The organism is Streptomyces sp. NPDC021212, assembly GCF_044332925.1.
Lineage (GTDB): Bacteria > Actinomycetota > Actinomycetes > Streptomycetales > Streptomycetaceae > Streptomyces.
This window is the reverse complement of the sequence record NZ_JBIRPZ010000024.1, coordinates 45,925-63,602: the sequence shown is the minus strand read 5'-3', so window position 1 is coordinate 63,602 and position 17,678 is coordinate 45,925. Positions and strand designations below refer to the sequence as shown.

Sequence of the window (17,678 nt, the reverse complement as noted above, 5' to 3'; positions counted from 1 at the left end):
TTCCACTGGCAAACCCCTACTACGTGATCCGCTCATTCCTTGAACGCTGTTATTATGCCCCTGGGGCGACCGTTGTGAGAATTACCGTACACCCTTTCGGAGAAGACCATCCTGAACATCACACCCTTAGCCAATCGCCATCTGACAACGCGCTTGGTCGGGTCATTGTGGTCAGGCTTGGGCGTCCCATTGTCAAGGGTCTCATCTATCCAGTCGTACAGGGATGTATCGGGCTGCGGATGACCGTGCTGGATGTGCTTGTACCGACGCTGCCGAAGGAACGCTGGTCTTCGGGATTGCTGCACCCTGTGATGGCGCCGCTGACACACCGGTTGTCTGCCTACCGGTCCTGGCCCGCTGCTGCCAGTTCACAGTCTTCGTTGGTCGATCGCCTGATCGTAGAGCCAGGGTCTGACAATCCGGCTCATGCCACCCAGGATAAGATCGAGCCGTCCGCGGTAAGGGATATGCGACTTTTCAACATGCGAGCCCACCAGTCCCGGGGCCGTCAATCTCGTCGAGAGGCCTCAACTTGAGTGAGACGGTCCGGTCGGTGGCGTCTCACTCAAGTTGAGGCATCGCAGGTCGACGCAGAAGTACTGCCTCGGGTCGATTGATACAAGACAGGACGCGACGGTGGGAGGCGGCGGATGTCCCAGGGGAGCGGTGCGGCGCTGGTGCGGCTGGAGCCGTGGGCGGACACTCCGTCCCATCTGGAGCTGCTGCGGCGCAACAACAGCCCGGAGATGATGGAGCACCTGGGCGGGCCGGAGACCGAGGAGCAGGTGCTGGCGCGGCACCGGCGCTATGCGGAGCTGCCCGTGCGGGGCGGGGGCCGGATGTACCGGATCGTGCTGGAGCGGGAGGCCGAGGTGGTGGGGGTGATCGGCTTCTGGGAGCGGGAGTGGCGCGGGGAGAGCGTCTACGAGACGGGGTGGGGCGTGCTGGTGCCGTATCAGGGTCGCGGGATCGCGGCCGCGGCCGCCCGGGAGGTCGCGCGTGCCGCGGCCGCGGAGGGCGTCCACCGCCATCTGCACGCCTACCCGTCCATCGGTCACCCCGCGTCCAACGGGGTGTGCCGCAGGGCCGGGTTCACGCTGCTCGGCGAGTGCGACGTCGAGTACCCGCCCGGGTCTTTCATACGGTGCAACGACTGGCGGCTGGAGTTGCGTAGTGCACCGCCAGGCCGGAGTGTCCCGGCATGAGGTCGGGCCGCAGCACCAGATTGTCGTCGTAGTCCCCGCCGTTCTGGCGGCGGAAGGGGATCGGGTCGGCGGTCGGCAGGGTGGCGAGCCGTTGCCGCAGGGCGGCGGCGTGGCCCTGGTACGCCTCGGCGGAGAGCCGGTCCGCGCCGTAGACGACGTGCGGCGGGAGGACGGACATGCCGCTGTACCAGAGCGTGCCGTGCTGGAGCGGGAACAGCAGGTGCTCGATGTCGCCGTTGACGCCGCGCGGGCCGGCCGCGGCCTCGGGGGTGCCGGCGGTGAGCAGGACCAGGGCGCGCTTTCCGGCCAGCTTGCCGTCCCCGTAGCGCAGGGTGCGGCCGTCGGGGCCGGTGACGCCGAAGGCGAAGCCCTTCACGAAGACGCGGTCGAACCAGCCCTTGAGGATGGCGGGCATCCCGTACCACCACAGCGGGAACTGGACGATCAGCGCATCGGCCCAGGCGATCTTCTCCTGCTCGGCGCGGATGTCCTCGCTCAGCGTCCCGGCGGCGTAGGCGTCGTGCGAGGAGGCGCCGACGATCAGGCGCTCCTCGCCGTCGTGCCGGAAGTCGGCGCCGTCCACGACCGGGTTCCAGCGCATCGCGTACAGGTCGGACACCCGGCACTCATGGCCAAGATCCCGCAGGGCCCGCAGGCCCTCGTCGCGCAGGGAGCCGCTCAGTGAGCGCGGTTCGGGGTGGGCGAATATCCACAGCACGTTCATGTCCGCCAGCGTCGCAACGCGGCCGCCGGGGCGACGAGTGGCCGGATGGCCAGGATGTGTGAGGATCTGGCCACCGAGGGGCCTGGTGGTCTGGCCATCCGGCACGCGGGCGCGCTCAGCCCCCGTACGGGCGGGCCGCGCGGGCGGTGCGGAGGGCGTCGGCCCACCAGACGAGCTGGTCGAGCAGGGCCGTGGCGGCGGTGTCGGGGCCCTGGGGGTCGGTCAGCCGCCCGTCCGGGCCGAAGGCGTCCCAGGCGCCGTGGAAGCTGACCGTCTCGCGCACGGTCACCGCGTGCACCTCGGCGAAGATCGGCCGCAGATGCTCGACCGCGCGCAGGCCGCCCGAGAGGCCGCCGTAGGCGACGAAGCCGACCGGCTTCGCCTGCCACTGGCTGTGGTGCCAGTCGATCGCGTTCTTCAGCGGGGCGGGGTAGCTGTGGTTGTACTCGGGCGTGATGACGGCGAACGCGTCCGCCGCGTCCAGGCGCGGGGTCACGGCCTCCAGGGCCTTGGCCTCCTCGGGGCCGGGGCGGTGGGTGAGCGACGGCGGGAGCGGGGTGTCGGCCAGGTCGATGACGTCCACGCTCAGGTCGTCGCGCAGCGCGGCGCGGCCGGTGAACCAGTTCGCGACCTTGGGCCCGAAGCGGCCCTCGCGGGTGCTGCCGACGATGACGGCGAGACGGATGGGGGTGCGGGTGGAAACTGCGGTTGCGGTAGTCATGAGAAGAGACTCGGACTTAAAGTAATGTTGAAGTCAAGCTACCCTCGGCAGCATGACGCACCTCACCTGGAAAACCCATGAGCTGACGGTCGGCGAGCTGTCCCAGCGCAGCGGAGTCCCTGCCTCCGCGCTGCGGTTCTACGAGCGCGAGGGGCTGATCCACAGCCGCCGCACCTCCGGCAACCAGCGCCGCTACACCCGCGACACGCTCCGCCGGGTGGCCTTCGTGCGCTCCTCGCAGCGGGTCGGCATCCCGCTCTCGCGCATCCGGGACGTGCTGTCGCTCTTCCCCGAGGACCACGTCCTGACCAAGGAGGACTGGGCCCGGATCTCGGAGTGCTGGCGCTCGGACCTCAATGAGCGCATCGAGCAGCTGGAGAACCTCCGCGACCGGCTGACCGACTGCATCGGCTGCGGCTGTCTGTCGATCGACAAGTGTGCCCTGGCCAACCCGTACGACAGGCTCGGCGAACAGGGCGCGGGCGCCCGGCGGCTGCTCAAGTCCTCCTGCTGAGCGGGCGTCTCGGAACATGGCCTCTCAGAACATGTCCGGGCACCACGGCCTGCGCGGCGTGCGCAGCAGCGTGTCGGCCAGGGCCGCGGCGCCGGGGCGCTCCTCCTCGGCCCGGCCCAGGGCGGTGAGCCGGACCATGGACTCGTCGCCCAGCCATACGGTGCCCAACTCGCCGATGCCCATGGTCAGATCGGCCGGGCGGGCGGTGGGGGAGCAGGTGGCGCCGTCCGGGCTCGCGTCCAGCAGGAAGCGGCCGCCCGCCAGTCCGGCCGGGTCGCGCAGGTCGAGGACCAGCGAGCCGGACGTCGGGTACGTACGGGTCTCCATCAGCGCGGGGACGTCCAGCGGGCGCAGCCACAGGAAGTCGGCGTGCGTGGTGGGGCGGGCCGCCCGCGGGTCGCCGAGGAGCAGCGGCAGCAGATCGTCCGGGGCGCGTCGGCCGGTGGCGATGTGCACGACCCAGTCGATGGAGCACAGGAAGTGCCACAGCGCGCGCTCGGCGGCAGGGCTCGCGCCGATCAGACTGAGGACCGTGGCGGTGTCGTGCGGCCGCTTGCTCTCCCAGCGGTCGTCGGCGGTGAAGGCGAGAAGGCCGTCGACCGAGCCCTCGGGGGAGCGGTAGAGGACGTAGAACGGTTCGGCGGGCCAGCCGTCGCCCGGGAACCGGAGCATGCCCGTGTTGAGCTGCCACCAGCGCTCGGAGCGGTCGATGAAGCCGTGCCGGCGGGCGCGCAGCCGCTCGTGCAGGGCGGGGCCCAGCTCCCGTACCTCGTCGGCGTCGGCGTAGTCGACCCGGCCGCCGCACCCGGGCCCGGCGTAGCGCGGGTCGAGACCGGCGCGGGCGACGTCCACCGACCACTCGGTGACCCAGGTGGCCGGGCCGAAGCCGTAGCGCCCGTAGATCGGGTACTCGGCGGCGATCAGCGAGGCGACCGCTTCCCCCCGCTCCTTGGCGGCCCGCAGGTCGTGCGCCATCATCCGGCTGAGCAGGCCCCGGCGGCGGTGGGTGGGCGAGACGGTGACATTGCTGATCGCGTCGGCCGCTACGTCGGCCCCGCCGACCGCCGTCAGCCGCTGCGCGAAGCTGCGGAAGGTCGCGACGCAGCGGTCTCCCTCGAACGCCCCCTGGGTGCGGTCCAGAACGATGTTCGCGCCCCGCACCTCCAGCTCCTCCTTGGAGACGTCCGGCGACTGCAGAAAACCGGTGTGCAACGCGCGGAGGTAGTTGGGGAGATCGGACGCGTCGAGGGAGGTACGTATGCGGGCGGCCATGCGGCCACGCTAGGCGGCCGCGCGCACCGGTCGCACGCGAATATCTTTCCCCAGCCTGTGGATATCCCGGGGGCTATGAGAGCAGGTCGTCGACCCGGGCCTCGCCCTCGCGGTACCGGCGGGCGATCTCGGCGCTGCACTGGTCGGCGGTGCGCTGGAGCCCCTGCCGCCGCCGGGAGATCTGCTGCTCGTACCCCTCGAGGCGGCCCATCGCGCCGCGCAGTTCCTCGTCCGTGCGGGCCGGGAGGTCCGACAGGCCGATCTCGGCCAGCATCTCCTCGGCCAGCCGCTCGCACTCCGCGCTGTGCGGGGTGCCGAGCGTCACATGCCGGGCGGAGGTGCGGTGCCGGGACGGCACGTCCGCCAGGATCTTCGGCAGCAGCTCCACCAGCTCCGCGTGCTCCGCCGACGGCCCGTCCGCCGTCACCGGTGCCCCCGGTTCGCGGCGGCGGGCCAGCTCGGCGCGGAGGATGTCGATCCGGCCGTGCAGCAGTCTGCGCACATAGCTCAGGTCCGCCTCCTCGCGCTGCGCGGAGCGGCGCAGCGCGCGCAGCTCCGTCAGCCGCAGACCGCCCATCGTGCCCGGAGCCGCCCCCGCACCCGCCGACGGCACGGCCTCCGCGTCGGCCAGCCGGCCGCCGCGCTGGATCGGCGGCCGCGCCGGCAGCGGGCTCTCCGTGGCCAGTTCGCCGCCCGCTGTGGGCCGCTCGGTGCCCGGTGTGATCATCCTTGTCCGTCCCCTCCAGCGATGCGTCATTCCCGCAGTTCCTGCCCACCTGCACCGCCTGCACGCATCGTGCCACTCCGAATGGCCCCTGTGCAGCGGCGGTCCACCCGATCGGCCCCGATGGGCGCGGGGCATGATGGTCCGTATGCGTGCTGTGGTACAGAGAGTGGACGGGGCGAGCGTCGTCGTGGACGGCGAGACGACCGGGGAAATCGTCGGGCCTGGGCTGTGCGTCCTGGTCGGGGTGACGCACGACGACACCCCGGAGAAGGCGGCCCAGCTGGCCCGCAAGCTGTGGTCCGTACGCATCCTCCAGGACGAGAAGTCCTGCTCCGACGTGGGCGCTCCGCTGCTGGTCATCAGCCAGTTCACGCTGTACGGGGACGCCCGCAAGGGCCGTCGGCCCACCTGGAACGCGGCGGCGCCCGGCGCGGTCGCCGAACCGCTGGTGGACGAGGTGGTGGCGCGGCTGCGGGAGCTGGGCGCCAAGGTGGAGACGGGCCGGTTCGGAGCGGCGATGAGGGTGTCGCTCACGAACGACGGCCCGTTCACGGTGATCGTCGAGGTCTGAACGCCCGGACAGCACACCTAGGGCTCGACGACCGTCTCCTGCGAGGCCGCCGTGGAGTCCGCGATCAGCGCCGCGTCCACCGGGACGTTGCGCTTGACCAGTGCGAGCGCGATCGGGCCCAGCTCGTGGTGGCGGGCCGAGGAGGTGATGAAGCCGAGCTGGCGGCCCTCCTCGCCGTCCGCCGCGAGCCGTATGGGCGCGCCGTGGCCCGGCAGCTTCACCTCGCTGCCGTCGAGGTGCAGGAAGACCAGCCGACGCGGCGGCTTGCCCAGGTTGTGCACCCGGGCGACGGTCTCCTGGCCGCGGTAGCAGCCCTTCTGCAGATGGACGGCGGTGCCGATCCAGCCCAGCTCGTGCGGGATCGTCCGGTGGTCGGTCTCCAGGCCGACCCGCGGCCGGTGCGCCTCGACGCGCAGCGCCTCGTACGCCAGGACGCCGGCCGGGGGGCCGCTCGCCGCCGCGAAGGACTCCAGGGAGGCGCGCGGCAGGAACAGGTCGCGGCCGTGCGCGGTCTCGCGAGCGACGGTGCCCTCGGGGGTCTCGGCGATGCTGCCCGCCGGGAGGTGGACGACCGCGTAGTCCTCGGTGCGGTCCGCGATCTCGACCCGGTAGAAGAACTTCATGCTCTCCAGGTACGCGATCAGCTCGCCCTGGCTGCCGGGCTCCACATGGGCCCAGGTGGTCTCGCCGTCGTCGACGAGGTAGAGGGCGTGCTCGATGTGGCCGTGCGCGGACAGGATCAGCGCCTCGGTGGCCTCACCGGCGGGGAGGTCGCTGACGTGCTGGGTGAGTAGCAGATGCAGCCAGCTCAGCCGGTCGGCACCGGTGACCGTGACCACTCCGCGGTGCGAGAGGTCCACGAAGCCGGTGCCGTCGGCGAGCGCGCGCTGCTCGCGGAACAGGTCGCCGTAGTGGGCGGCGACGCCTTCGTCGGGGCCCTCGCCGGGGACGGCGCCGGGCAGCGACAGCAAAGGGCTCTTCATGCCTTTCACCCTACGACGTGGCCGCCCGGCCCTTGCCGGCGTCCGTCGCATGGTGTGCGGCGGAACACCCGGCGCAGCGGCCGAAGATGGCGAAGTGCTTCATGTCGGTGTCGAAGCCGAAGGAAGCCCGCAGCTGCCGGGTGAAGGACTCGGCGACCGAGACGTCGGCCTCGATGACCTCCGTGCAGTCCCGGCACACCAGGTGGAGGTGGTGGTGCCGGTCGGCGAGGTGGTAGGTGGGGGCGCCATGCCCGAGATGGGCATGGCTGACCAGGCCCAGCTCCTCCAGCAGCTCCAGCGTGCGGTAGACCGTGGAGATGTTCACGCCGCTCGCGGTACGGCGCACCTCGGTGAGGATGTCGTCCGGAGTGGCGTGCTCCAGGGTGTCGACGGCTTCGAGCACGAGCTGGCGTTGCGGGGTCAGCCGGTAGCCGCGCTCCCGCAGATCGGTCTTCCAGTCGGTGGTCGCCACCATGCCAGTGTAGGCGGCGCGGCACCGGGCCGCGGTCGCGCTCGGCTGGAGCGGACCGGGTCGGGGCGGCGGCAGCGGCGGCTCAGCGGAAGAAGGCGATCCCGTCGTCCGGCAGGTCCTTGAGGTCCTTGGCCCACTCGCGCGGGTCGACGACCTTCTTCAGGTGCGCGGACATGTACGGGCGCAGCTCGACCTCGGGGGTGGCCTTCTCGCCGACCCACATCAGGTCGCTGTTGACGTAGCCGTACAGCCGCTTGCCGCCCGAGTACGGGCCGGAGGCGGAGGTGCGCGCCACGGCGTCGGTCACCAGGTCGATCTGCGGCTTGCCGTCCGCCAGCTCGCCGTACCAGACCTCGACGACGCCCTGGTCGCGGATCATCACGACCTCGACCTTGCGCTCCCTGTCGATCCGCCAGTATCCGGACTCGGTCTCCAGCGGGCGGACCTTCTTGCCCTCGGAGTCCAGCACCCAGGTGTGCGAGATGTACTCGATGAAGTCGCGGCCGTCGTGGGTGAAGGTCGCTTCCTGCCCGAAGTTGCACTTCTCGGCGCCGGGGAAGTCCGATACGCCGGCGCCTTCCCAGTTGCCGAGCAGGAAGGCCAGCGGCACCAGGTCCGGGTGGAGGTCGGAGGGAATCTCGATCATGGGTTTCAGGCGATCCGTCGCTAAGGGGGCGGGGGCGTCAGGGGCGGGAGCGCTCAGCGCTGGCCTTGGTAGAGCTTCTTCCAGGTCAGCCCGACGAAACCGAGGCTGGCCACGATGACCAGGATCAACAGGGTGGTGAAGACTGCCTCAAGCACGAGCTGCTCCTCGTAACGGATGACGGACCGGGACCGAGTCTAGTCGCCGGACCGGCAAGCCTAGGCTGTGGGGCATGGCGAACAAGCTCGTGATCAAGGTGACGGCGGGCGCGGACGCGCCCGAGCGGTGCTCGCAGGCGTTCACGGTGGCGGCGGTGGCCGTGGCGAGCGGGGTCGAGGTCTCGCTGTGGCTGACCGGCGAGTCGACGTGGTTCGCGCTGCCGGGCCGGGCGGCGGACTTCTCGCTGCCGCACGCGGCACCGCTGCCGGAGCTGATCGGCGGCATTCTGGCGGGCGGGACGATCACGGTGTGCAGCCAGTGCGCGGCGCGGCGGGAGATCGACGAGGCGGATCTGATCGAGGGCGCGCGGATCGCGGGGGCGCAGGTCTTCGTGAGCGAGATCATGCCGGACGGCGTCCAGGCGCTGGTCTACTGACGGGCGCGCTGGTCCACTGACGCCGGTCGTCCGTACCGGGGCTCAGTGCCGGTGGTGGTGCTCGTCCAGCTCCCGCCACCACCGGTCCGACTCCGGGTCCCCCGACTCGTCCCACCAGCGGTCCTGCGGACCCCGGCGGTTGGCGACGATGGCCGCGAGCGGCGGGATGACCATCGCGACGACGCACATCGCGACGGCGGCGGGGACGGACCACAGACGCACAAAGGCCCAAGCCGAGATGAAGAGCGTCAGACACGCGCCCATCAGGAAGAAGTATGCGTGGCGGCGTCGCGCGTACATAAGGCCAGGATACGTCCGGGAGCACCGCGCCGACAGACGTGAGGGCCGCACCCCGCCGAGGCGTCCAACCCCGGGGTGCGGCCCTCACGTCGTACGACGCGTGGTGTGGCGTCAGACGGTGATGGCGACCTCCGCCAGACCGCCCTTCTGCGCGACGACCGTGCGGTCGGCGGTGCCGCCCGGGACCAGGGCGCGCAGCGTCCAGGTGCCCTCGGCCGCGTAGAAGCGGAACTGTCCGGTCGCGGAGGTGGGAACCTCGGCGGTGAACTCGCCCGTGCTGTCCAGGAGGCGCACGTAGCCGGTGACGGGCTCGCCGTCGCGGGTCACCTGGCCCTGGATCGTGGTCTCACCGGGCTTGATGGTCGAGGCGTCGGGGCCGCCTGTCTGCGCTCCACACATGTGTCTGTCCTTACGTTCTTCGGGGAGGAGAGGGGGTCAGCTGCCGGAGCCGAGCTCGATCGGCACGCCCACCAGCGAGCCGTACTCGGTCCAGGAACCGTCGTAGTTCTTGACGTTGGTCTGGCCGAGCAGCTCGTGCAGCACGAACCAGGTGTGCGCGGAGCGCTCACCGATGCGGCAGTAGGCGATGGTGTCCTTCGACAGGTCGACGCCCTCGCCCTCGTACAGCTCCTTGAGCTGCTCGTCGGACTTGAAGGTGCCGTCGTCGTTGGCCGACTTCGACCACGGGATGTTGCGGGCGCTCGGGACGTGGCCCGCGCGCTGCGACTGCTCCTGCGGGAGGTGGGCCGGGGCGAGCAGCTTGCCGGAGAACTCGTCGGGCGACCGGACGTCGACGAGATTCAGGCTGCCGATGGCCGCCACGACGTCGTCGCGGAAGGCGCGGATCGAGGCGTCCTGCTCCTTGGCCTTGTACTCGGTCTTCTCGCGGGACGGGACCTCGGAGACCAGCTCGCGCGAGTCCAGCTCCCACTTCTTGCGGCCGCCGTCGAGGAGCTTCACGTCCTGGTGGCCGTAGAGCTTGAAGTACCAGTAGGCGTAGGCCGCGAACCAGTTGTTGTTGCCGCCGTAGAGGACGACGGTGTCGTCGTTGGCGATGCCCTTCTCGGACAGCAGCTTCTCGAAGCCCGCCTGGTCCACGAAGTCACGGCGCACCGGGTCCTGGAGGTCCTGCTTCCAGTCGATCCGGATGGCGTTCTTGATGTGGTTCGTGTCGTAGGCGGACGTGTCCTCGTCGACCTCCACGATGACCGTCTTGGGGTCATCGATGCGGGCCTGTACCCAGTCGGCGTCCACCAGGACGTCACTGCGGCTCATGTATCTCTCCTCCGGGGCAGTTGCGGCGGTACGGGCGCTCGACGCGCGGCGCTGCGCGGAGCCTGGTCGCGAGCGTACGAGCGGAGTGCGGGACGGCCCGGCTGACGGGCCGGAGGGGGCGGGGCCGAAGCTGCGGTGGCCGTGCGCGCCCTCGGTTTCAGACGGCGCGACAGAGCATGGCGGCGACGCGGCACAGGTCGACTGCCCGCCGCTTCGTGAGATCCGCCTGTCGCTTCATGGGTCCGATCGTAAGGACGGACAGGCGGGCGTGTCACCGGTGTGTCGTATGGTGAGACGTCAATGTCCGCGATGTGGACGCCGAGGGGTGTGGAGAGGTACCGACAACGGCCGCCGGGGTGTCCGGCGGCCGTCGGCGTCTGTCATCGCGGACATGATCGTCTCGCTGGGTGGACGCGAGGGGTTCCGTACCGGACGGGTCAGCCCGTCAACGCGACGTTATTACCCGTGACCGAGACGTCTATGCCGTCCTGGTCGGTCTTCACGGTCTCCAGCCGCATGCCCTTCGGCATGCCGTCGATCTTCCGCTCCATGTCGGTGCGCTCGCGGACCTTGTCCTCCCACTGCGGGATGGAGCCGCCCGGGATGCGCTCGGCGTGCAGCCGGATCGTGTCGCCGCCCACGATCGTCACCTTCGAGCGGGCGCTGAGGCTGAAGCCCAGCAGATTCCCGGTGATCTTGACCTGGTTGGCCCCCGCCGGGTCGTAGCCCACCGTGACCCCGGGGCCCGCGGCCTTCGAGAGGTCCGCGTAGGAGATGTGGGCCGAACCGGTGGCCCGGTTCGCGATGGCCGTCGAGAAGTTCCCCCCGATGCGGACGTCGTGCAGCTGTGCGTCCAGCTCCGAGACGCGGACGGTGGTCCCGCCGCCCGCGTCCGTCGTCAGCCCGTCCACGCCGACGTCGACCTCGTCCAGCTCCTTGCCCACGACCTGGGTCAGGAACGGGAAGCCCTTGATGGAGACGCTGGGGGTGCTGGTCAGCCCCTCGGAACTCTTGATCTTGTCGGCGGCCTTGTCCTCCGCCATGGACACCGCCAGCCGGTCGGCGCCGACGAAGAGACCACCGAGTATCACGGCGATGATCAGTGTGATGCGTAGTGCGCGCATGTACGTAGATCCCCCAGGCTCTCGTTCAGGCCCTCGCCTGATGCAGCGAGCCTAGCCCGAACGGGCACCTGGGGGCTTAGGGCGTGTCCGGACAGTCCCGCCGGGCCCGCGACGCCTGGCACGCTCCCCCAGCTACCGCTGGGAGGTGCCCCTGACGCTGCGGGCTGACCCGACGCGGCTGTGCGGACGCGCCCTGGCGCCTCAGACCAGCGCGCGGCCGAGCACATAGACGGCCGGGGCGGCGGCCGCGAGCGGCAGTGCCACCCCGGCCGTCATGTGGACGAAGTGGGACGGGTGGTCGTACGCCGCGACCCGCAGCCCCACCAGCGCGCACGCCCCGGCCGCGAGCCCCAGCACGGCGGCGGTGGCGGTCCCGGTGCCGGTGAGGTGCCCGGCCCCGACGCCCGCACCGGTCGCCGCGAGCAGCCCGAGGACGACGGCGGCGGGCGTCGGCAGCGGCAGCGCGCGGGCCAGCGCGCCCACGGCGACCGCGGCCGCGCCCACCACCACGGCGTCCGAGGACTCGGCGGCCGCGGCCAGATGCCCGGCCGCGATCACGGTGATGGCGGTCGAGGCGACCGCGGCGGTCAGCCCGTACAGCCGCTCGTCCGCCGAGGCGTGGCTGCGCAGCTGGAGCACGATCACCAGCAGCAGCCAGACGCCGACCGTGCCGAGGAGCACCGTGGGGGCGTGGACGCGCTCGGTGGCGAGCAGCCCGACGTCGGCGGCCAGACCGCCCGCGAAGGCGAGCGCGATGCCCTGCCGGGCGGGCCACATGCCGTTCAGCCGGAACCAGCCGGCCGCCGTGACCGCCTGGAGCAGCGCCACGACGACGGCGACCGCGGGCTGACCGAGCGGCGCGGTGGCCGCGAGCAGGGCGGCCAGCACGGCCGTGAGTGCGGCCGGCTGGAGCCCGGGGTCGACGATCTGGGGGCGGCCCTCGGCGCGGGCCTTCTCGGCGGCGGTCATCGGCCGCTCGGGCTCCGGCGCGGCGGGCTCGGGCCGGACGGGCTCGGGCGGGGCGGGGCGCTGCGCCTGCGGGCCGGGCTGCGCCGACCGCTGCGCCTGCGCGGCGCGCGCGGCCTGCGCGGCGGCCTGCTGGTACTGGTGCTGCTGCTGCGCGTAGTGCTGCTGCTGGTCCCAGCCCGCCGCGTACTGCTGCTGTTGGTGGCCCTGATACCCCTGCTGCGCGGCGGCGTACGGATCCGCGTACGGCTGCTGGTACTGCGGCTGCGGCTGGTGCTGGGGCGGCTGCTGTTGCTGCTGTCCGTACGCCTGCTGCTGCGGGTAGCCGTACCCGGACTGGTCCTGGTGGTACGGGTTGTAGGGATCGGCGGGCTGCTGCTGTCCCTCGTACTGCGGCGGGTACGCCCCGTACGGGTACGGCGCTTGCGGATCGTGCGGCTGATGCGGCTGGTTGCTCATGACGTCGTACGTCACCCTCCTGCGAACGGCGGAAGCACCTCGACCGTGCCGCCCTCGGCCAGTTGGACCGTCTTGTGATCACGGGTGCCGACGGGCGCGCCGTCGACCAGGAACGAACACCGCAGCAGCACCCGGGCGAACTCCGGTCGCAGGGCGTGCCGCTCGCGGGCCGCGTCGAGCGCGTCCGCCAGCGTCGCCGCGGCGTACGGCTCCTCGGGGGTGCCGGCCGCCGCCCGGGCCGCGGCCCAGTACCGGATGATTCCGGCGGGCGTGTTCTTGAGCGCCATCGCGTGTCCCTCTCCCGTCTTCTGCCGCCCTCCATGATGACGGGTGCGGGAGGGCCCCGCGGACGCAGTACGCCCACGGAAAGTCCAGGGCATATCCCGACCTGCTCGCTTAGGGTTTCGGTGTGCTGTTCCGACTTATACGGGCGTACCTGAGGCCCTATACCCGAACGATCAACGTGGTCGTGCTATTGCAGCTCGTACAGACACTGGCGACCCTCTATCTGCCCAGCCTCAACGCCGACATCATCGACGACGGCGTGGTCAAGGGCGACACCGGCTACATCCTCACCCTCGGCGGTCTGATGATCGCCGTCACGCTGGTGCAGATCGTGTGCGCCATCGGCGCCGTCTACTTCGGCGCCCGCACCGCCATGGCGCTCGGCCGGGACATCCGGGCCGATGTCTTCGACCGGGTGCAGTCCTTCTCCGCCCGCGAGATGGGCCATTTCGGGGCGCCCTCGCTGATCACCCGCACCACCAACGACGTGCAGCAGGTGCAGATGCTGTGCCTGATGTCCTTCACGCTGATGGTGTCGGCGCCCATCATGTGCGTCGGCGGGATCGCCATGGCGCTCAATCAGGACGTGCCGCTCTCCGGGCTGCTGCTGCTGATCATGCCGGTGCTGGGCATCGCCGTCACCCTCATCGTCCGCAGGATGCGCCCGCTGTTCCGGCACGTCCAGGAGCGCATCGACACCGTCAACCGGGTGCTGCGCGAGCAGATCACCGGCATCCGGGTGATCCGGGCCTTCGTCCGCGACGGCCATGAACGGACCCGGTTCACCGGCGCCAACACCGCGCTGATGGACGTGTCGCTGCGGGCCGGGCGGCTGATGGCGCTGATGTTCCCCACCGTGATGCTGGTGTTGAACGTCTCCAGCGTCGCCGTGGTGTGGGCGGGCGGCCACCGCATCGACAGCGGCGGGATGCAGATCGGCGCGCTGACCGCCTTCATCAGCTATCTCATGCAGATCCTGACGTCGGTGATGATGGCGACCTTCATGTTCATGATGGTGCCGCGCGCCGAGGTGTGCGCGGAGCGCGTCCAGGAGGTACTGGACACCGGGACCAGCGTCGTCCCGCCGCTCGTCCCCGTCGCCCCCGGCGCGGCCCCCGACGGCGGCCGCGGGCTGCTGGAGCTGCGGGGCGTGGAGTTCCGCTACCCGGGCGCCGAGGAGCCCGTGCTGCGCGACATCTCGCTGACCGCCCGCCCCGGCCGGACCACCGCCGTCATCGGCTCCACCGGCAGCGGCAAGTCCACCCTCCTCGGTCTTGTGCCCCGGCTGTTCGACACGACCGACGGCAGCGTCCACCTCGACGGCGTGGACGTACGCGACCTCGACCCGGCGGTGATGACCCGGTCCATCGGCCTCGTACCGCAGAAGCCGTACCTCTTCTCCGGCACCGTCGCCTCCAACCTGCGGTACGGAAACCCGGACGCGAGCGACGAGGAGCTGTGGCAGGCCCTGGAGACCGCACAGGCCCGGGACTTCGTGGAGGCCATGGAGGGCGGACTGGAAGCGCCCATCGCCCAGGGCGGCTCCAATGTCTCCGGCGGGCAGCGGCAGCGGCTGGCGATCGCCCGCGCCCTGGTCCTCAAGCCGTCCGTGTACCTCTTCGACGACTCCTTCTCGGCGCTCGACTACGCCACCGACGCCCGGCTGCGGGCGGCGCTCGCGGACGAGACCGGGAACGCGACCGTCGTCATCGTCGCCCAGCGGGTGTCCACCATCCGTGGCGCCGACCGGATCGTGGTCCTGGACGAGGGGCGCGTCGTCGGCAGCGGCACCCACGGCGAGCTGATGGCCGGCAACCAGACCTACCGGGAGATCGTGCTCTCCCAGCTCACCGAACAGGAAGCCGCATGAGCCGTCCATCCCCATCGAAGGGCAGCGTATGAGTTCGGCACCCCGCAGTGGCCCCGCGCCCGCCGCCGGGCCCGGGCCCGGCCGCTTCATGAGCGGCCCGCCCATCGAGCGGTCCATGGACTTCCGCGGCTCCGGCCGCCGTCTGCTGGCCAGCCTGCGCCCCGAGCGCGGCATCGTGCTCGCCGTGCTCGCCCTGTGCACGGTCAGCATCACGCTGTCGGTGCTGGGCCCCAAGGTGCTCGGCCACGCCACCGACCTGATCTTCGCGGGCATCATCGGACGGCAGCTCCCCGAGGGCGTCACCAAGGCCGAGGCGGTCCAGCACCTGCGCGACGGCGGCCAGGGCACCGTGGCCGACATGGTCGCCTCGATGAACGTGACGCCCGGCCAGGGCATCGACTTCGGGGCCGTCGGCACCGTCCTGCTCTGGGCGCTGGGCCTGTACGTCGCGGCCTCGCTCCTGAACCTGATCCAGGCGCGGGTGGCCACGACCGTCGTCCAGCGCGCCGTCTTCCGGCTGCGCGAGGACGTCGAACACAAGCTGGCCCGGCTGCCGCTGTCGTACTTCGACAGGCAGCCGCGCGGCGAGGTGCTGTCGCGGGCCACCAACGACATCGACAACATCCAGCAGACGCTCCAGCAGACCCTCAGCCAGATCATGGCCTCGCTGCTGACCCTCGTCGGCGTGCTGGCCATGATGTTCTGGATCTCGCCGCTGCTGGCGCTGGTGGCGCTGGTCACCGTCCCGGTGTCGGTGCTGGTCGCGACGCGCGTCGGCAAGCGCGCCCAGCCCCAGTTCGTCCAGCAGTGGAAGACCACGGGCCGGCTCAACGCCCACATCGAGGAGATGTACACCGGCCACGCCCTGGTGAAGGTCTTCGGGCGGGAGAAGGAATCCGCCGAGACCTTCCGGGCGCAGAACGAGAAGCTGTACGAGGCGGGCTTCCGCGCCCAGTTCATCTCCGGGCTCATCCAGCCCGCGATGACGTTCATCGGGAACCTCAACTACGTGCTGATCGCCGTGGTCGGCGGGCTGCGGGTGGCGAGCGGGGCGCTGTCGATCGGCGACGTCCAGGCGTTCGTCCAGTACTCCCGGCAGTTCAGCCAGCCGCTCACCCAGGTGGCGTCGATGGCCAACATGGTCCAGTCGGGCGTCGCCTCCGCCGAGCGGGTCTTCGAGCTGCTGGACGCGGAGGAGCAGACCCCGGACCCGGAGGGCCCGGTGGGGCCGCGGACCGTGCTCGGCCAGGTCGATTTCGAGGACGTCTCCTTCCGCTACCAGCCCGAGGTGCCCCTCATCGAGGGGCTCTCGCTGTCGGTGAGCCCCGGCCAGACCGTGGCCATCGTCGGCCCGACCGGCGCGGGGAAGACCACCCTGGTGAATCTGCTGATGCGGTTCTACGAGGTCAGCGGCGGACGCATCACGCTCGACGGGGTCGACATCGCCACCATGCCGCGCGAGGAGCTGCGCGCCCACATCGGCATGGTCCTCCAGGACACCTGGCTGTTCGGCGGCACCATCGCGGAGAACATCGCGTACGGCTCGGAGGGCGCCTCCCACGAGGCGATCGTGGAGGCGGCGAAGGCCACCCACGTGGACCGCTTCGTGCGCACCCTGCCGGACGGCTACGACACGGTGATCGACGAGGAGGGCGCGAACGTCAGCGTCGGCGAGAAGCAGCTGATCACCATCGCCCGCGCCTTCCTCTCCGGGCCGTCCATCCTGGTCCTGGACGAGGCGACCAGCTCCGTCGACACCCGCACCGAGGTCCTCATCCAGCACGCGATGGCCTCGCTGCGCACCGGCCGCACCAGCTTCGTGATCGCCCACCGGCTCTCCACGATCCGCGACGCGGACGTGATCCTGGTCATGGAGTCGGGCCGCATCGTGGAGCAGGGCAGCCACGACTCCCTGGTGGCGGCCGGGGGTGCGTACGCCCGGCTGTACGCGGCCCAGTTCGCGGAGCCGGTGGCCGAGCCGGAGTGACACCCCTGTGGACCGGGCCTGGATCGGGTCAGGCGCGGTCCAGGGCCCAGCCCGCGACCCGGTCCAGCAGCTCCGCCGGGGCCGCCGTTTCCGCGTGGCCGAAGCCCGGCTCGATCCACAGGTCCGTGGACGCCCGGTCCGCCGCCGCCATCAGCATCCGCGGATGGTCCAGCGGGAAGTACGGGTCCCGGTCGCCGTGCACGATCAGCAGCGGCGTCGGCGCGATCAGGGGGACCGCCGCCACCGGCGGCAGCGGCTCCGGGTTCCAGCCGCGGGCGTCGATGCGGGTCCGCAGCCCGTAGCGGGAGACCAGCCGGCCCGTCGGCCGGGTGATCGCCCAGTGGACGCGGCGCATCGGGGCCGTCCCCCGGTAGTACCAGCGGGCGGGCGCGCTCACCGCGACGACCGCGTCCGCCCTCGCCGTGTGCGCCCCTGTGCGCCCCTCGCGCTCCTCGTCTTTCTCGTTCTGGCCCGGCTTGTTCTGTCCGTACAGCGCCGCATGGCGGAGCACCACCGAGCCGCCCATCGAGAAGCCGACCGTGATCACCCGCCGGTGGCCGAGGGACCGCGCCCAGCGCACCGCGGCCGCGAGGTCCAGGACCTCCCGGTCCCCGACCGTGGACCGCCCGCCGGACCGGCCGTGGCCCCGGAACGAGAACGTGATCACGGCCGTATGCTGCGTGAACGCCGTCGCCACCCGGCGCAGCGCGGGCCGCTCCAGGGCGCCGGTGAAACCGTGCGCGACGACGATCACAGGGGCCTGCGTGGATAGCCCGCCGTCTGCCCGGGAAGGCTCGTAACGGGTCTCGATCGGGACCCCGTCCTCGGTGAGCAGCGTGGCTCTCCGAGAGCCCGCGGCGGCCGGGGGCAGGGAACGTCGAGCAGATTCAGCCTCTCCACCGGGTGTCATGTGGGTTATTCTGCTGTGAAGGATCCGGGCAATGTCGCCCCCGGGTCCTTTTGTGCTTTCAGAGGCACCGCGCGC

At 71.2% G+C, this 17,678-nt stretch carries 21 protein-coding genes; 6 read left to right on the top strand and 15 right to left on the bottom strand.

All coding sequences use genetic code 11. The annotated features are described in order from the left end of the window. Positions 1 to 650: 650 nt before the first annotated feature. Positions 651 to 1,205, top strand: a complete 555-nt coding sequence (locus ACH4SI_RS40380; protein WP_398305440.1) for a GNAT family N-acetyltransferase — start codon at positions 651 to 653, stop codon at positions 1,203 to 1,205. Here the strand turns inward: ACH4SI_RS40380 and ACH4SI_RS40375 are convergent. After that, on the bottom strand, positions 1,138 to 1,929 hold the full coding sequence (locus ACH4SI_RS40375) for an NAD(P)H-dependent oxidoreductase (RefSeq protein ID WP_398305437.1): 792 nt from the start codon (positions 1,927 to 1,929) through the stop codon (positions 1,138 to 1,140). The genes ACH4SI_RS40380 and ACH4SI_RS40375 overlap by 68 nt on opposite strands. A gap of 115 nt (positions 1,930 to 2,044) precedes the next feature. Beyond that, positions 2,045 to 2,650, bottom strand: coding sequence for an NADPH-dependent FMN reductase (locus ACH4SI_RS40370; protein ID WP_398305434.1), 606 nt, complete (start codon positions 2,648 to 2,650; stop codon positions 2,045 to 2,047). A gap of 52 nt (positions 2,651 to 2,702) precedes the next feature. On the opposite strand from ACH4SI_RS40370, the gene soxR reads away from it, so the two are divergent. Beyond that, positions 2,703 to 3,164, top strand: coding sequence for a redox-sensitive transcriptional activator SoxR (soxR, locus tag ACH4SI_RS40365; RefSeq protein ID WP_398305431.1), 462 nt, complete (start codon positions 2,703 to 2,705; stop codon positions 3,162 to 3,164). Positions 3,165 to 3,188: 24 nt separating this feature from the next. Here soxR and ACH4SI_RS40360 read toward each other — a convergent pair whose 3' ends face one another. Next, positions 3,189 to 4,436: a GNAT family N-acetyltransferase gene (locus tag ACH4SI_RS40360; RefSeq protein ID WP_398305428.1), complete on the bottom strand. Its 1,248-nt coding sequence runs from the start codon at positions 4,434 to 4,436 to the stop codon at positions 3,189 to 3,191. 73 nt (positions 4,437 to 4,509) lie between these two features. After that, complete coding sequence (locus ACH4SI_RS40355) at positions 4,510 to 5,163, bottom strand: ABC transporter substrate-binding protein (protein ID WP_398305425.1); 654 nt, start codon at positions 5,161 to 5,163, stop codon at positions 4,510 to 4,512. A 145-nt stretch (positions 5,164 to 5,308) separates the two neighbouring features. On the opposite strand from ACH4SI_RS40355, the gene dtd reads away from it, so the two are divergent. Continuing rightward, positions 5,309 to 5,734: a D-aminoacyl-tRNA deacylase gene (gene dtd / locus ACH4SI_RS40350; RefSeq protein WP_398305422.1), complete on the top strand. Its 426-nt coding sequence runs from the start codon at positions 5,309 to 5,311 to the stop codon at positions 5,732 to 5,734. 17 nt (positions 5,735 to 5,751) lie between these two features. Here the strand turns inward: dtd and ACH4SI_RS40345 are convergent, their stop codons facing one another. The 3 genes from ACH4SI_RS40345 to ACH4SI_RS40335 form a co-directional block, all read right to left on the bottom strand. Beyond that, the gene (locus ACH4SI_RS40345) at positions 5,752 to 6,717 is read right to left on the bottom strand and encodes a YgfZ/GcvT domain-containing protein (protein ID WP_398305419.1); all 966 of its coding nucleotides are present in this window, start codon (positions 6,715 to 6,717) and stop codon (positions 5,752 to 5,754) included. A 10-nt stretch (positions 6,718 to 6,727) separates the two neighbouring features. Beyond that, positions 6,728 to 7,189, bottom strand: a complete 462-nt coding sequence (locus ACH4SI_RS40340) for a Fur family transcriptional regulator (protein WP_398305510.1) — start codon at positions 7,187 to 7,189, stop codon at positions 6,728 to 6,730. An 82-nt stretch (positions 7,190 to 7,271) separates the two neighbouring features. Continuing rightward, a complete protein-coding gene (locus ACH4SI_RS40335; protein WP_398305416.1) occupies positions 7,272 to 7,835 on the bottom strand; it encodes an FABP family protein in 564 nt (187 codons plus the stop codon). Between the two features lie 229 nt (positions 7,836 to 8,064). On the opposite strand from ACH4SI_RS40335, the gene ACH4SI_RS40330 reads away from it, so the two are divergent. Further along, a complete protein-coding gene (locus ACH4SI_RS40330; protein ID WP_398305413.1) occupies positions 8,065 to 8,427 on the top strand; it encodes a DsrE family protein in 363 nt (120 codons plus the stop codon). 42 nt (positions 8,428 to 8,469) lie between these two features. Here the strand turns inward: ACH4SI_RS40330 and ACH4SI_RS40325 are convergent, their stop codons facing one another. The 7 genes from ACH4SI_RS40325 to ACH4SI_RS40295 form a co-directional block, all read right to left on the bottom strand. Further along, positions 8,470 to 8,727 carry a DUF3099 domain-containing protein gene (locus ACH4SI_RS40325; protein WP_361490269.1) on the bottom strand — a complete coding sequence of 86 codons (258 nt, stop codon included), beginning with the start codon at positions 8,725 to 8,727 and terminating at the stop codon, positions 8,470 to 8,472. 111 nt (positions 8,728 to 8,838) lie between these two features. Beyond that, entirely contained in the window at positions 8,839 to 9,126 is a 288-nt protein-coding gene (locus ACH4SI_RS40320) for a DUF1416 domain-containing protein (protein ID WP_361490272.1), read from the bottom strand. 36 nt (positions 9,127 to 9,162) lie between these two features. Next, positions 9,163 to 10,002: a sulfurtransferase gene (locus ACH4SI_RS40315; RefSeq protein WP_398305409.1), complete on the bottom strand. Its 840-nt coding sequence runs from the start codon at positions 10,000 to 10,002 to the stop codon at positions 9,163 to 9,165. Between the two features lie 157 nt (positions 10,003 to 10,159). After that, positions 10,160 to 10,240 (bottom strand): putative leader peptide, encoded by an 81-nt coding sequence (locus tag ACH4SI_RS40310; RefSeq protein WP_350962106.1) that lies wholly within the window; start codon positions 10,238 to 10,240, stop codon positions 10,160 to 10,162. A gap of 199 nt (positions 10,241 to 10,439) precedes the next feature. Beyond that, positions 10,440 to 11,126 (bottom strand): DUF2993 domain-containing protein, encoded by a 687-nt coding sequence (locus ACH4SI_RS40305; RefSeq protein ID WP_398305407.1) that lies wholly within the window; start codon positions 11,124 to 11,126, stop codon positions 10,440 to 10,442. 201 nt (positions 11,127 to 11,327) lie between these two features. Next, positions 11,328 to 12,551: a hypothetical protein gene (locus ACH4SI_RS40300; RefSeq protein WP_398305404.1), complete on the bottom strand. Its 1,224-nt coding sequence runs from the start codon at positions 12,549 to 12,551 to the stop codon at positions 11,328 to 11,330. A gap of 11 nt (positions 12,552 to 12,562) precedes the next feature. Beyond that, positions 12,563 to 12,838 carry a MoaD/ThiS family protein gene (locus ACH4SI_RS40295; protein WP_398305401.1) on the bottom strand — a complete coding sequence of 92 codons (276 nt, stop codon included), beginning with the start codon at positions 12,836 to 12,838 and terminating at the stop codon, positions 12,563 to 12,565. Between the two features lie 122 nt (positions 12,839 to 12,960). Here ACH4SI_RS40295 and ACH4SI_RS40290 point away from each other — a divergent pair, with 122 nt between their 5' ends. Next, the gene (locus ACH4SI_RS40290; protein WP_398305398.1) at positions 12,961 to 14,706 is read left to right on the top strand and encodes an ABC transporter ATP-binding protein; all 1,746 of its coding nucleotides are present in this window, start codon (positions 12,961 to 12,963) and stop codon (positions 14,704 to 14,706) included. Between the two features lie 28 nt (positions 14,707 to 14,734). After that, positions 14,735 to 16,693 carry an ABC transporter ATP-binding protein gene (locus ACH4SI_RS40285; RefSeq protein ID WP_398305395.1) on the top strand — a complete coding sequence of 653 codons (1,959 nt, stop codon included), beginning with the start codon at positions 14,735 to 14,737 and terminating at the stop codon, positions 16,691 to 16,693. A gap of 28 nt (positions 16,694 to 16,721) precedes the next feature. Here the strand turns inward: ACH4SI_RS40285 and ACH4SI_RS40280 are convergent, their stop codons facing one another. Next, complete coding sequence (locus ACH4SI_RS40280) at positions 16,722 to 17,603, bottom strand: alpha/beta hydrolase (protein ID WP_398305392.1); 882 nt, start codon at positions 17,601 to 17,603, stop codon at positions 16,722 to 16,724. Between the last annotated feature and the right edge of the window lie 75 nt (positions 17,604 to 17,678).

Excerpts from the sequence above, each read along its gene's own strand:
- ACH4SI_RS40380 (WP_398305440.1), top strand. The coding sequence starts at position 651 with ATGTCCCAGGGGAGCGGTGCGGCGCTGGTGCGGCTGGAGCCGTGGGCG.
- ACH4SI_RS40375 (WP_398305437.1), bottom strand. The coding sequence starts at position 1,929 with ATGAACGTGCTGTGGATATTCGCCCACCCCGAACCGCGCTCACTGAGC.
- ACH4SI_RS40370 (WP_398305434.1), bottom strand. The coding sequence starts at position 2,650 with ATGACTACCGCAACCGCAGTTTCCACCCGCACCCCCATCCGTCTCGCC.
- soxR (WP_398305431.1), top strand. The coding sequence starts at position 2,703 with ATGACGCACCTCACCTGGAAAACCCATGAGCTGACGGTCGGCGAGCTG.
- ACH4SI_RS40360 (WP_398305428.1), bottom strand. The coding sequence starts at position 4,436 with ATGGCCGCCCGCATACGTACCTCCCTCGACGCGTCCGATCTCCCCAAC.
- ACH4SI_RS40355 (WP_398305425.1), bottom strand. The coding sequence starts at position 5,163 with ATGATCACACCGGGCACCGAGCGGCCCACAGCGGGCGGCGAACTGGCC.
- dtd (WP_398305422.1), top strand. The coding sequence starts at position 5,309 with ATGCGTGCTGTGGTACAGAGAGTGGACGGGGCGAGCGTCGTCGTGGAC.
- ACH4SI_RS40345 (WP_398305419.1), bottom strand. The coding sequence starts at position 6,717 with ATGAAGAGCCCTTTGCTGTCGCTGCCCGGCGCCGTCCCCGGCGAGGGC.
- ACH4SI_RS40335 (WP_398305416.1), bottom strand. The coding sequence starts at position 7,835 with ATGATCGAGATTCCCTCCGACCTCCACCCGGACCTGGTGCCGCTGGCC.
- ACH4SI_RS40330 (WP_398305413.1), top strand. The coding sequence starts at position 8,065 with ATGGCGAACAAGCTCGTGATCAAGGTGACGGCGGGCGCGGACGCGCCC.
- ACH4SI_RS40325 (WP_361490269.1), bottom strand. The coding sequence starts at position 8,727 with ATGTACGCGCGACGCCGCCACGCATACTTCTTCCTGATGGGCGCGTGT.
- ACH4SI_RS40320 (WP_361490272.1), bottom strand. The coding sequence starts at position 9,126 with ATGTGTGGAGCGCAGACAGGCGGCCCCGACGCCTCGACCATCAAGCCC.
- ACH4SI_RS40315 (WP_398305409.1), bottom strand. The coding sequence starts at position 10,002 with ATGAGCCGCAGTGACGTCCTGGTGGACGCCGACTGGGTACAGGCCCGC.
- ACH4SI_RS40310 (WP_350962106.1), bottom strand. The coding sequence starts at position 10,240 with ATGAAGCGACAGGCGGATCTCACGAAGCGGCGGGCAGTCGACCTGTGC.
- ACH4SI_RS40305 (WP_398305407.1), bottom strand. The coding sequence starts at position 11,126 with ATGCGCGCACTACGCATCACACTGATCATCGCCGTGATACTCGGTGGT.
- ACH4SI_RS40300 (WP_398305404.1), bottom strand. The coding sequence starts at position 12,551 with ATGAGCAACCAGCCGCATCAGCCGCACGATCCGCAAGCGCCGTACCCG.
- ACH4SI_RS40295 (WP_398305401.1), bottom strand. The coding sequence starts at position 12,838 with ATGGCGCTCAAGAACACGCCCGCCGGAATCATCCGGTACTGGGCCGCG.
- ACH4SI_RS40285 (WP_398305395.1), top strand. The coding sequence starts at position 14,735 with ATGAGTTCGGCACCCCGCAGTGGCCCCGCGCCCGCCGCCGGGCCCGGG.
- ACH4SI_RS40280 (WP_398305392.1), bottom strand. The coding sequence starts at position 17,603 with ATGACACCCGGTGGAGAGGCTGAATCTGCTCGACGTTCCCTGCCCCCG.